This window comes from Westiellopsis prolifica IICB1 (assembly GCF_004323185.1).
GTDB classification, from domain to species: domain Bacteria; phylum Cyanobacteriota; class Cyanobacteriia; order Cyanobacteriales; family Nostocaceae; genus Pelatocladus; species Pelatocladus prolificus_A.
Map to the genome: position 1 here is coordinate 1 of NZ_NAPS01000002.1, position 13,056 is coordinate 13,056.

At 37.3% G+C, this 13,056-nt stretch carries 11 protein-coding genes; 5 read left to right on the forward strand and 6 right to left on the reverse strand.

The genetic code is table 11. The features are described from left to right. Nucleotides 1–73: 73 nt before the first annotated feature. The 5 genes from folB to B4U84_RS14275 all read left to right on the forward strand — a co-directional run bounded on the left by folB (nucleotide 74) and on the right by B4U84_RS14275 (nucleotide 5,770). On the forward strand, nucleotides 74–433 hold the full coding sequence (folB, locus tag B4U84_RS14255; protein WP_131118987.1) for a dihydroneopterin aldolase: 360 nt from the start codon (nucleotides 74–76) through the stop codon (nucleotides 431–433). A gap of 407 nt (nucleotides 434–840) precedes the next feature. Beyond that, complete coding sequence (locus tag B4U84_RS14260) at nucleotides 841–2,142, forward strand: diguanylate cyclase domain-containing protein (protein ID WP_131118989.1); 1,302 nt, start codon at nucleotides 841–843, stop codon at nucleotides 2,140–2,142. 166 nt (nucleotides 2,143–2,308) lie between these two features. Continuing rightward, nucleotides 2,309–3,592, forward strand: a complete 1,284-nt coding sequence (locus B4U84_RS14265; RefSeq protein WP_131118991.1) for an ABC transporter substrate-binding protein — start codon at nucleotides 2,309–2,311, stop codon at nucleotides 3,590–3,592. Nucleotides 3,593–3,684: 92 nt separating this feature from the next. Then, nucleotides 3,685–4,584 carry a carbohydrate ABC transporter permease gene (locus B4U84_RS14270; protein WP_131118993.1) on the forward strand — a complete coding sequence of 300 codons (900 nt, stop codon included), beginning with the start codon at nucleotides 3,685–3,687 and terminating at the stop codon, nucleotides 4,582–4,584. Nucleotides 4,585–4,715: 131 nt separating this feature from the next. Next, nucleotides 4,716–5,770 (forward strand): IS630 family transposase gene (locus B4U84_RS14275; protein ID WP_242677622.1). Its coding sequence is split into 2 segments (ribosomal slippage): nucleotides 4,716–5,108 and nucleotides 5,111–5,770, totalling 1,053 coding nucleotides; the frame shifts between segments, so codons are not numbered across the junction. Between the two features lie 362 nt (nucleotides 5,771–6,132). On the opposite strand, the gene B4U84_RS14280 is transcribed toward B4U84_RS14275, so the two are convergent. The 6 genes from B4U84_RS14280 to B4U84_RS14305 all read right to left on the reverse strand — a co-directional run bounded on the left by B4U84_RS14280 (nucleotide 6,133) and on the right by B4U84_RS14305 (nucleotide 12,955). Continuing rightward, entirely contained in the window at nucleotides 6,133–6,603 is a 471-nt protein-coding gene (locus B4U84_RS14280; protein WP_207390952.1) for a DUF2141 domain-containing protein, read from the reverse strand. A gap of 26 nt (nucleotides 6,604–6,629) precedes the next feature. Next, complete coding sequence (locus tag B4U84_RS14285; RefSeq protein ID WP_131118995.1) at nucleotides 6,630–7,631, reverse strand: NAD-dependent epimerase/dehydratase family protein; 1,002 nt, start codon at nucleotides 7,629–7,631, stop codon at nucleotides 6,630–6,632. A 53-nt stretch (nucleotides 7,632–7,684) separates the two neighbouring features. Then, complete coding sequence (locus tag B4U84_RS14290; protein WP_131118997.1) at nucleotides 7,685–9,073, reverse strand: phthiocerol/phthiodiolone dimycocerosyl transferase family protein; 1,389 nt, start codon at nucleotides 9,071–9,073, stop codon at nucleotides 7,685–7,687. A 76-nt stretch (nucleotides 9,074–9,149) separates the two neighbouring features. Further along, complete coding sequence (locus B4U84_RS14295; RefSeq protein ID WP_131118999.1) at nucleotides 9,150–10,553, reverse strand: phthiocerol/phthiodiolone dimycocerosyl transferase family protein; 1,404 nt, start codon at nucleotides 10,551–10,553, stop codon at nucleotides 9,150–9,152. Nucleotides 10,554–10,600: 47 nt separating this feature from the next. Further along, the gene (locus B4U84_RS14300; RefSeq protein WP_131119001.1) at nucleotides 10,601–12,472 is read right to left on the reverse strand and encodes a TubC N-terminal docking domain-related protein; all 1,872 of its coding nucleotides are present in this window, start codon (nucleotides 12,470–12,472) and stop codon (nucleotides 10,601–10,603) included. 195 nt (nucleotides 12,473–12,667) lie between these two features. Continuing rightward, nucleotides 12,668–12,955 carry a phosphopantetheine-binding protein gene (locus B4U84_RS14305; RefSeq protein ID WP_017309777.1) on the reverse strand — a complete coding sequence of 96 codons (288 nt, stop codon included), beginning with the start codon at nucleotides 12,953–12,955 and terminating at the stop codon, nucleotides 12,668–12,670. Between the last annotated feature and the right edge of the window lie 101 nt (nucleotides 12,956–13,056).

Consider the following 13,056-nt stretch of genomic DNA (forward strand, 5'->3'; position numbering starts at 1 on the left):
CCCAATGCCCCATGCCCCATGCCCAGACCTTGCTTTACAATCCTATAAGCAAAATTCGCTCTTTCTTTTTTTTATGGACTGTATTGATGTTACGGGGATTCGTGCTTATGGTTACACTGGGTATCTAGCAGAGGAACAGGTGCTGGGACAATGGTTTGAGGTGGATGTGAAGTTATGGTTGGATTTGACTTCAGCAGCCAAAAGTGATGCGATCGCAGATACTGTAGACTACCGTCAAGTGATTAATTTGGTTCAACATCTGATTAAGACCTCAAAGTTTGCTTTGATTGAAAGATTGGTAGCTGTAATTGCAGATTCTATTTTGCAGGAGTGCGATCGCCTTACGCAAGTTCAAGTCACCCTGACTAAACCCGCTGCACCCATCCCAGATTTTGGTGGCAAAATCAGCATTTGTGTGACTAGAACTAGGTAATACCATTTTGGATTTTGGATTGGGAAACTCTTTGGTGCATAAGAGTTTTGTAAGTCCATCTGTCGCATTCTTTTTTAAAATTGGTATAAGATTATATTTATACCAAAATATGTGTCAAAACAAATCCCTATTTTTCCAAAGAAATTGGGGATTTGTGTGTTTGAAGTTTCATCAATCAAATATGCTCGCTATATTTTATTAGCTTGATATTGAATGCATATGTTGATGATTTCTGGTTAATTAAAAGTTAATATAATGGTAGTTTTACATATTAATAAAAAGAAGAATAACTATTTCAGTTAATTAAGACACAGTAATATAGGCAATTTACTATGATAGGATTACGGTCTTCCAAGCTAATCTATCATCGATAATAAATTCGCTCCAATAGAACTGGTAATTTTAGTATGAACGCCCCAAAAATCCTAGTTATTGAGGACAAAGAAATTATTGCTGTAGATATTAAAAAAAGTTTAATAAAGCTAGGATATCATGTTCATAAGATTGCTAATTTGGTTGAAGACGCTATACAAAGTATTGTAGAAATTAAACCAAATGTAGTATTAATTGATATCTGTTTAGCAGAAGAAATAGACGGTGTACAAGTAGTAGAGATTATTCAAGATAATTTTAAAATTCCAGTACTATATTTAACAGACTGTTTAGACTGTCAAATATTAAATAAAAATAAATTACAAGAGCCTTTTAGCTATATTGCTAAACCTTTTGCTGAGAAAGATTTATATAATGCAATTGAAATGGCTCTTTATAAAGATAAAATTCAAAAACAGTTGCAACGTGAAAATCAAAGACTACTGACGGTGATTAATAGTATGGGCTGTGCAGTAGTAACGACAGATATTAGTGGTTACATCCAAATGATGAATCCGCTAGCAGAAATACTGACTGGTTGGGAGCAAAAAGCAGCGTTAGGAAAATTTTTGAAAGAAGTTTTAAATTTAGTTGATAAAGACACCGGAGAAGATATTGTTCATATTGCAACACAAGCAATAAAAGCAGGTGTAGTTTTGCAGCTACCAGAAAACTGTATTCTTATAACTAGAAATGGAACAAAAATTCCGATTGGGGATACTGTGTCGCCAATTCGTGATCATATGAGCGTGATTACAGGTGCTGTGATTGTTTTTCAAGATATTACTGAACGCAAGCAAAAAGAAGCACAACTAGTTCGCAATGCTTTTTATGATGGACTGACAGCATTACCTAACCGAATATTATTTTTGGATAGGCTAAAACAAGCATCAGAACGTTGCAAAAGACGCCTGAATTATCATTTTGCGGTTTTGTTTTTAGATTTAGATGGCTTTAAAATCATTAACGATCGCTTTGGTCATAAAATAGGTGATGATTTATTGGTAGCGATCGCTCGACGTTTGGAATCATGCTTGCGTAGTGGTGACACTGTTGCTAGATTTGGCGGGGATGAATTTGCAGTGTTGTTAGAGGATATTAAAGACGTTAGCGACGACGCTATCAACATTGCTAAACGCCTTCAAGAAACTTTAAGTTTACCTCTTCACCTCAATGGACAGGAAATATCTACAACAGTTAGCATCGGGATTGCTTTAAGTACTAATGGTTACGAAGAATCAACTAATTTATTACGGGATGCAGATATAGCAATGTATCGCGCCAAAGAAAAAGGAAAGGCTAAATATATTGTTTTTGATAAAAATTTTACAGATTAGATGAGACCCAGATCCCCGACTTCTACAAGAAGTCGGGGATCTTGAATCCTAAATAATAAAAAAGATTACGTTTTTTGTTAATTTTCTCCTAACCACTTAACAATTAATCAAATTACCTGCTTTTTCAGAGTAAAGTGAATACTTGACTGTTTAGCCAACAAAGCTAATGGTAAAAGTTCTCACAAAGTTTAAATGGTTAACAGTAATTTTTGTTTTGGTATTGTTGGGTGTTCTATTTATATCTATTCCTTCTGCTCAAACCCAACAGCCAGTAGTCCTCAATTTGTTGATGACAGCTCCTGATGCTCAACCTTGGAAAGAGGGGATTATCAAAGATTTTGAGAGTAAAAATCCTGGTATTCGCATCAATATAATTGAAGGACCAAACGCCACTAATTTACTTGAAGACCTGTATACATCAGCTTTTATTTTAGGTGATTCTCCATACGACCTCATCAATATGGATGTAATTTGGACACCTAAATTTGCTGCGGCTGGGTGGCTGTTAGATTTAACAGATAAGATTACAAAATCAGAATTGACAGCATTTTCACCCAGAGATGTCGAAGGAGGTCGTTACAAAAGTAGACTGTATCGAATTCCCATGCGGAGTGATGTGGGAATGCTTTATTATCGGGAAGATTTACTCAAGCAAGCGGGGTTTAATCCACCAGAAACTTTTACAGATTTAATCAAGATTTCCCAAAGTTTAAAACAACAAGATCAGGTAAATTGGGGATATGTTTGGCAAGGTCGCCAATATGAAGGTTTAGCGGCGATGTTTGTCGAAGTTCTCGAAGGTTTCGGCGGATTTTGGGTCAATCCTAATAACCTAGAAGTAGGATTAGATAAACCAGAAACCTTAAAAGCGATCGCTTTTCTTAAAGAAACAATTCAAACAGGGATTTCTCCCCCTGGTGTCACCACATACCAAGAAGAAGAAACCAGACGCATTTTTCAAAGTGGACAAGCGGCTTTTTTACGTAGCTGGCCTTATGTTTGGCCTTTAGCTAATGCCAAGGATTCCCCGATTAAAGGTAAAATAGCTATCAAACCAATGGTTAGCACCTCTGCTAAAAGTGGAGGAGCTTGCTTAGGTGGATGGGGTTTAGGAATTTCTAAAACTACCAAGCATCCCCAAGAAGCTTGGAAAGCAATTCAATACTTTACCAGCGAAGAAGCACAGCGTCGATTTATTCTCAAAGCTGGTTTTGTACCCAGCAGACGTTCACTATTTACAGATCCGCAAATCGTCGCCACCTATCCCTACTATCCCCAATTACTAGAAGTAGTAGAACAAGCAGTTTTGCGTCCACCCATCGCCCAATATGCTCAAACATCAGATATTTTGCAACGTTACCTGAGTGCAGCATTAACAAATCGCATGATACCAGAAGCAGCGATGAAAGCAGCAGCACAGGAGACAAGGCGATTGTTGGGAAATGCGTGAGGAGGGACAAGGGAGACAAGGGGGACAAGGGGGACAAGGGAGAAAAACTAATGACAATTGACAATTGACCAATGACAAATGACCATTGACAAATGACCAATTTAAGTAAAATCCGTAGTCGAGAACAGAGAACAGCGTGGCTTTTTTTATTACCTGCGCTGCTGTTGTTGTTGTTAGTATTTGGTTATCCGATTCTGCGGGCTTTTTGGTTGAGTTTGTTTGCTAAGAATTTGGGAACTCAGCTAGAAGCTAATTTTGCTGGTTTGGATAATTATGTGCGGATGGCTGGAGATGGGCGTTTTTGGCAAAGTTTCTGGATTTCATCTGTATTTACAACTGCATCGGTGATTTTTGAGCTGTTGTTAGGGTTGGGAATTGCTTTAGTTCTCAATCAACGATTTTTTGGACGAGGTGCGGTACGTACGATCGCGATCATACCTTGGGCTTTACCCACTGCTTTGATTGGTTTGGCGTGGGCGTGGATTTTTAATGATCAATTTGGGGTGGTAAATGATATCTTGCTAAGGTTGGGTGTGATTCAAACTGGTATAAATTGGCTGGGAGAACCCACTCTAGCAATGGTTGCAGTTGTGTTTGCAGATGTGTGGAAGACTACGCCATTTATTAGTATTTTGTTGCTGGCTGGCTTGCAGTCAATTTCCTCAGATTTGTACGAAGCACATGCAATTGATGGGGCTACGCCTTGGCAAAGTTTTTATAAAATTACCTTACCACTGTTGATGCCGCAAATTTTGATCGCAATGTTGTTTCGGTTTGCCCAAGCTTTTGGGATTTTTGATTTAATTGCTGTGATGACGGGCGGTGGGCCTGGTGGCGCTACGGAAGTTGTATCTATATATATCTACTCGACAATCATGCGTTATTTAGATTTCGGTTATGGAGCGGCGCTAGTAGTAGTGACATTTTTATTATTGATTGCAGCTGTCGCGATCGCAAGTTGGTTGTTGAAAAAATCTCGTTTAACGGTGTAGGGGATTGGGGATCGGGGATCGGGGATCGGGGATCGGGGATCTATTGGCGGAGTAAGTAAGTCGGCGCGAAAAAACCAAACTATGTAAAGATAAGTAAACAGGCAAAATACACCTACCGAGGTTATTGAAATATGGGCGCTCGTTTAAGGGTCTTTCTGACTCGTAAACAAGATCAAACCTTGTTAAACCTGAGAAAAGAAGATGTACCACAGAAAGTCAAAGACCGAGCAGAAGTGATTAGATTAAATGCACATGGCTGGTATGTTGAAAAAATAGCTGCTCACTTTGCCTGGACTTCAGAAACAGTGAGAGAAGTTTTACATAAGTGGCAAAAGCTGGGTATAGAAGGACTTTGGGATAAACCAGGTAGAGGCGGGAAAACAAAGTATAAGGAAGAAGACATAGTTTTTTTGGAAGAATGCCTCAAAAAAGAACCTCGTACATACAACAGTCTTCAACTAGCTCAAAAATTTTATTGCGATCGCAAAATTAAATTGAGTCCCGACAGGTTAAGACGGGTACTCAAAAAAAGGGGGTCATTTGGAAGCGAGCAAGAAAAAGTCACAAAGGTAAGCAAAACCGAAAAACCAGAGAAATAAAGCAAGCAGACTTAGATATGCTGGAATTGTCTGCTGCCACTGGAGAAATAGACCTGAAGTATTTAGATGAATCGGGTTTCTGCATGTGGAGTGAACCAAGTTATACTTATTACCAACGAGGAGAGCAAAAATCCTTAGAACAAACCAAGCGTCGTGGTCGTAGATTAAGTATTATTGGACTTCTTCAACCTTTAATCAGCTTTGTTTACGGTTTAGTGATTGGCGGTGTTAATCGTAAGTCTTATATCCAAATGATGGAGCAAGAAGCGGCTGATGCAGAAAGGATTGGACGTATTAGAGTAATCGTGCAGGATAACGGTCCAATACACCGATGCCACGAAGTTCAACAGCTATGGTCAAAGTGGGAAAGTCAGGGTTTATACATCTTCTTCCTACCTAAATATTGTTCCCAGATGAATCCAATTGAACTGGAGTGGCAGCATCTCAAAAAAAGCGAACTAGCAGGAAAAATGTTTGACGACGAGTTAGACCTAGCCTATTCAGTAATTGGTGGTGTTCAAGCTAGAGGAGAAAGAGGTAACTACAGCACACGGCGTGTTAAATTTAACTCCAATCATTGTTCTTAATTTTTCGTTACATAGTTGGAAATTTTCCTGCCGACTTACTTACTAGATTTTTGGCGTTGCTGAACGCGGTATGAATTTAGTGTAGAGACGCGATATATCGCGTCTAGTACAAAGGTTTTGGAATTACCTAAAATCATTTTCATACATGAAATCAGTAACGCCAGATTTTTGATTAAAAGTAAAAAAAAAGCCAGTGTGAAAAATATCACTGGCGGGAATGAATCCAAGAGCACAAGGTTCGCTGAGCTATAACTAAGAATTCCAGAAAATCATGATTTTTTAAAGGTATATGCAACTTTCATGCAACATTTATAGCCGTTTGTCTTTGGTGAGACGCTTCGGATGCACTTTTGCTTGATCTTTTATGGATCTAGCGAATATTTCATCGCAATTCTAATTGTTGCATTCTTCTTAAGTGGGAAACTTGAGTCTTGAAAATTTGGTATACCAGTTCTGACTGATATTGTTGGATTATTGGAAAGACCAAAACCCTCTTGTGGAATACCTAACAAATCTCTGTTGAGTTTGTAATCTCCATTTTGATCATCTACTGCGGCGACAGCATAAGTTCCAGGTTTTAATCCATAGAATTCTTTTTTGAGAGAATTTCCCTGAATTTGAACGCAACCACTTTGTACTTCACTACTATCACTCAGAGGAAATCCTTGTTCATTATTATAAATTCTCAGGCAAACTTGCCCATTTTGATTACGGATTCCATTGACTACAACAGTTAGGTTGATAGTGGAATTTTGATTTGCGGTAGCCAAGCCTAAGATGACAAAATTAGAGACTAAAAACAGATTAAGTAGACTAATTTTTTGTATGATCATGCCTGTTTACCGTTTACTGTTACCTCTTAAATTAATTGATGAATATCTGTGATTTGCAGCCATTTATGAGTGAGTTGCATTCCTGCTTCAAGGTCAATTTTTGCTTCAAAATTTAACATTCTTTGGGCTTTGGAAATAGAATAAGCGTAGGGACGAGAGAGAAAATCCATAGTTTCTGGTAGCAAATCGGGTTTTTTCCGAAAAAGTTTTTGTCCCTGTTCGCGTATCCGAAGAAATAATTTAGCTTCATCTTTTGATAAAGAAATGGGCACGGGTAAATCTGCTATTTCAGCTAACTTGGTAAAATATTCTTTCCAAGAAGTATTCTTCCCATCAGTGATATTAAAAATTTCTCCGTGTGCTTCTTTTTCCATAGCAAGAAAGATGGCATCAATTAGGTTATCAATGTATAAATGGTTGATAACTCCTTGTCCATCGTTAATCAATGCGAATAATTTTCGCTGCATCATCACTATTGGTCGGACTATCCAGGGAATACTCCCTGGTCCGTAAACATCTCCTGGTCTAATAATGATGATTCCAAAACCTGGTGCAGTTTCCAGTTGTAAAAGTGCTGTTTCGGCTTCTATTTTTGTCTGACAGAAAGGATTATTTTCACCGCACAGTGGTCCATCTTCGGTAACACCATCGGGATAGTTGAAACCGTAAACCATCGCACTAGAGAGATGAGTGAAGGTTTTGACACCAGCATTTTTAGCAGCTTTAGCCATATTTACGGTTCCACCCACATTTACATCACGAAAATGCTTGATTTGTCCAGTTTCTTGGACAACACCAGCCGTATGCAAAACGATGTCTACTCCCTGACAAGCCTTATCAGCAATTGCAGGATCGGTTACACTACCAACTATGACTTCAGCACCTAGTTGTTGGGCTTTTTTGACTTTTTCTGGGGAACGTCCTAGTCCCCGAACTTTCATCCCTCGCGCCATGGCTAGTTCAGTAGTCCGCAAGCCAATAAAACCACCAATTCCTGAAATGAGAAGTGTTTGTCCAGAGAGGTTCATAAGAAAGTCGGTGTAGGGGTGTAGGAGGAATCTGTATTTTCATCAGGACTGTTTCATGAATGGCGACGTTTAGGGACTCGACGAACAATACTCAAAGCAGGATATCGGGGAATTGTAATCATTTGATCAGCAAAAGTGAATTTTTTATTGTTACAAGCTTCAACAATACAAGCAAGGACATTATCGGCGAGAATTTCTGCTGTTTCCTGACTAATTGCAGGCTCAGAAAACATGAAATTCAAATACATTTTTTCTTCAAAAGTGAGAACCGCAACACATAAACCTCTAAATGCTGCATTAGAAGTAACGAAGCTAATTTCTTCAAGTTCAAATACACCATAATTTGAACGAATATTGACTCTACCTATATTTGTGACACCAACTGTTGAAAATACTTGATGAGGGTAAGCGAGAAGAAACTTAATCAACAGCTTGGTTAACAAGGGTAAACAGAAGACGCGATCGCTTTCTAAAGTTTGTTGCATTTGTTGTCTTCTGTTGCGAGCTAAATTCCAAAAGCGTGTATTTAATTTTAGGGTATGACAGGAAATATCACCGGAAACCAAGATACCTAAATTTTCTTCACTGACTTCTAGTTTGAGTCGATGACGCAAATTGATAGGAGACCAACAGCTAACACTCAAATCTGTTTTTTTACCAGCACCGATTTTTCTACCTGTTGCAAACAACATTGCTGCACACAAAGCAGCATGTACTGTTGTCCTGTTCTTTCTACAAACATTGATTAATTGTGTGGTTTGTTCCTCGTCGAGCTTTCTATGAACAATACCAGTACGGCGTGATTCTATGGGTACGAATTTTTCAAAGTTTAAGGTTTTTGGTCGGTATCGAATATCTCTTAATAAAAGTCTCAATATGCCTAAAAAGATATTTAGCGCACCTTTCCATCCCTGCATTGAGTTTGGTAAGAGTTTTTTAATCGGTGGTAATGCAGGTAAAGTGATAACTTCTATTGGTTCTAAAGATATGAGTTTTTGGCAATATCTCAAAAAGTCTGAATGCAATTGCATACATGATAAACCGTCTGCGATCGCATGATGTATTGTTGTGATCACATAATTGACGTTGCTCTCATTTTTCAGACTAACAAAAACAACTCGCATTAAACTTTTGTCACTCTCAATTTTTTGATTGAGTTCTTCTTGAACAACTTCTCGCCACTGTTGTGAGTGCAGCAGTGTCACAACACGTAAAGGAATTTGGATGTCTCCAGTTTCAAAGCGTAAATTATTTAATCTACCGATAATCCGCGATTTCAGACGAGGATGACGCGCCTGTAACAATTCCAGAGCTTGTTTAACAATTTCTTTGCTGAAGATTCCATTAATTCGACAAATCGTAACTATATTGTATGTTGTAGCACGACGATTCAAAATCTCCATCGCTTGCTCGTAAGAAGAAAGTTTTCTGTCATAGAGCATAATTACCTTTCTATTAAAAATTAATTAAAATTGGATAATCAAAATAATTGGTGTTATGTCCAACTACTTATCGCTATTAATAGCGTCCAGAACCTCGACGAGCAACACTCAAAGCAGTAGGAACAGTAGAGGGTAAGTGATGCTGAGGAAGTGCAACAATTTGATCGGAAAAAGTAAATTTTGCGTTGTTGCAAGCTTCAATAATACAAGCAAGAACATTATCGGCGAGAATTTCTGCTGTTTTCTGGCTAATTGCAGGCTCAGAAAACATGAAATTTAAAACCATTTTTTCTTCAAAAGTGAGAACCGCAACACACAAACCCCCAAATGCTCCCCATGCAGGAACGAAGCTAATTTCTTCAAGTTTAAACACATCATAATCTGAAGGAATGTTGACTCTACCTATATTTGTGACACCTACTGTTGCAAACATTTGGCGAGGAAATCTGAGTAGAAAATTGGTTAAAAGCTCAATTAATAAAGCTGAACAAAAGACCCGATTACCTTTTGTACTTGCTTCCATTTGTTGTCTTCTGTTGCGAGCTAAATCCCAAAAGCTTGTATTAATCTTTAAGGTATGACATGAAATATCGCCGGAAACCAACACACCTAAATGCTCATTACTAATTGTTGGATGAAGTCGGTTACGCAAATTGACGCTAGACCAACAGCTAACACCCACATTTGTTTTTTTACCACTATTAATTTTTCTACCAGCTGCAAACAACATCGCCGCACACAAAGCAGCATGTACTGTTGTTTTATTCTTTCTACAAACATTGATTAACTGTGTGGTTTGGTCTTCGTTAAGCTTTCTGTGGACAATACCACTACAGCGTGATTCAATTGGTACGAATTTTTCAAAGTTTAAGGTTTTTGGTCGGTATCGAATTTCTCTGACCACATGTCTGAATATGCTCAACAAGATATTCAGCGCACCTTTCCATCCCTGCATTGAATTTGGTAGAAGTTTTTTCATCGGTGGTAATGCAGGTAAACTGACGACTTCTATTGGTTCTAAAGATATGATTTGTTGGCAATATTTTAAAAGTTCTGAATGCAGTTGTATACATGATAAGCCGTCTGCGATCGCATGATGTATTGTTGTAATTAAATAATGAATGTTGCTGTCATTTTTGAAATGAACCAGGACAACTCGCATTAAACTTTTATCACTCTCAATTTTTTGATTGAGTTCTTCCCAAACAACTTCCTGTGACTGTTGTGAGTGCAACTTTTCAACTACACGTAAAGGAATTTGGATATTTCCAGTTTCAAAACGCAGACTATCTAGCTTATAGACAATTCGAGAGTTAAGGCGAGGATGACGTAGCTGTAGTAATTCTAAAGCTTGTCTGATGGTTTCTTCGTCGAGGAATCCGTTGATTCGACAAATCGTGACTATATTGTAAGCGCTAGCACGACGGTTCACAATTTCTATAATTTGCTCAAAAGGAGAAAGTTTTCTGTCGTAGAGCATAAGTTGTATGTATTGTATTTCATGTTTTGTACTCAGTCTCATTCAATTTAGCGATCGCTCACTTTTGCTTTCAAAGAAGCAAAATGCTTTCCACCAAGTTCAATTTGATTTTGTTGACACCCAGTTTTCAATCTTTCTACTAGATATTCCAAATCATGAGCTATAAAATTTGTGCCATGATCTGGTTCTACCAAACTGACTAAAGCTGTATTTTCTACCTCTTGATTCGCCAAGCTAGAAATACCCAGAAAATTTAGTACTCCTGATTCATAAGTTCCACAAGGAACTGAAGGGTTGTTTACTCCAACATAATATTCATTTGCTTGAAACCAGTCAGATCCTGGATAGCCGTGAAAATGAACGATTGGCGCACCATTTTTAATAATTTCTGGTGTATATAAGGCAGCAGATAAACTAATAGCAAGCATGACATAGATATCATAAGAAGGTTTGATATCTACTAATTCTGGATGAATACCTTCTGGTAATTGCAAAAATAACTTTTCCTTCAAACCAATCCGAATAATATCGCTTTCAAGTTTTAAATCTGTTTTGTTTGAGCCGGAACGAGAACTGACAAGCCATATATCTGGAATTTGTTTAAATCTAAATTCTCCTTTAATCTTAGTTTTAATGTAATATCTACCTTTGTCATTTTGACGAAATTCATCACTACTAAATCCCACAACTGATAATAGATTTTGCCATTCATTTTCAGTTATTTCTGGTTGACCAACATATTGCGGAGGTTCAGCATAAGCAACAAAACCATAAGAGACACCCGTCCTCCCATTCACGATGACGTTAACAATATCTCTATGAGATTTTCTTTTAATAACTTCGCACAGTTTAAAGCCTGGTGGAAATAAACCTGTTGATGCTAGTTCATTACCTAATTTTACCAGTTTTGCAGCATAGTTAGATTCATGAGGATTATACTGTCCTAAAGTAAATCGACTCATTAAAAGTGGATATATTGGTACAAAAACTTTAGGTACTAATGAGTTTAAAATAAAGTGTTCAATCTCATTTTTAGGAAACACAGAATCAGAAAGATTCATATTTAAGATGGAGATTTTTTCATGAGATACCCCAATTACCATCTCTGAAAATGTTCTGATGAGAGTGTTTAAGCCAATATTGATTTTTTCTTGATAAGAAATTAAAGGATTTGTAAAATCTTTATCTATTTCTGTTAAGGTAATTACTTGAGTGTTAGTAGGGTCTTCAATGTATTTTGCTACATGGTCTTCAGCCCAACTACTCAATTTCGCTATTCTAGAAACAGAAATTTCTCGATTTTTCAAGATCAAACGAGAATACATTTGATACAAACTCTCTGCTGCTAATATACCCAATTTTTGGATGCAACGAGGAGATTTTCCCACATCAATTACTGCATCTATTTCCGATTTTACACTCCTGAATTTGAAGCTTTTATTTAATTTAGTTATTGGCAAAGTAATTTCATAGCTTAATTCGGTTGTTGCTTCTTCCCATGGTAAAACTTTTACTCCATAATCCTTAAGTTTTACTGCTAATTCCTCTTGGAATTTAATCACTTCTAGCTGCTTGTAACCTTTTGGTAATGGTCTAAATGTAATTGTTAGCTTTTGAGCCATAACTTTAGGATCAATCACTGGTGGTTTATATTCCACACTTGATTCTTCAATAAATCCTCCAATTAAACGACCAATAGTTTGTAAACTCAGTCCAATACTTAAGGGAACAGAAGCAGCTTTGAGAGCTACATCTCTATCGCGTAGCAAAGTTAAAATTTCGGTTTTATGAGCAGTTAATTCCGCTTGTATTTCTGGTGTCATTACCCCCTTGGGAGAACGAAGATTTAATTTATTATTGTTCACCCACAAATCAATACCGTTTTGAGTCAGATTTTCTAAAAGTTCATGTACGTTCATAGCTTTTGATCTCTTAATATGCTAGTGTTTATGCAATTTTAAAAACAATTTTTCTAGATAAATACAGTTAGCTAAAAATGAAATTGACCTATCATTCCGAGCAGGGTACAAGCCCACCCCCAATTTCGGGGAATGTGGGTCAATTCCATTTTCCAAAATCCCAAATCGAAGGACTTTCCAAAGGGTAAGTTATCTTCAAATCTCAAATGATTCAGAATCTACAAATTCTTCTGCTAAACGCTTGCTTAAGGCTTCAATAGTGGGATAATGCCACAACAGAATTAGAGATATTTTAAATCCAAACAATTTCTCTGCTCTACTAACAATTACCATCCCTTGTGCTGAATCTAAGCCGTAACTATCTAAAGGTTCTCGGATATCTATTTCATCTGGTTCAACTCCTAGCATCTCAGAAATATTAGAGACTAACCAGGCTTGTATTTCTTCTGCTGTATGAGACTGTTTAGCAATAGATTGACTCATTTGTAAACCTCGGAAGTAAAATAAATGGAACGATACTAATATAAATTAGAAAACTATAATAGTTAATTTTTATCAGTATCATTGTCATACTTGCAAGCTTG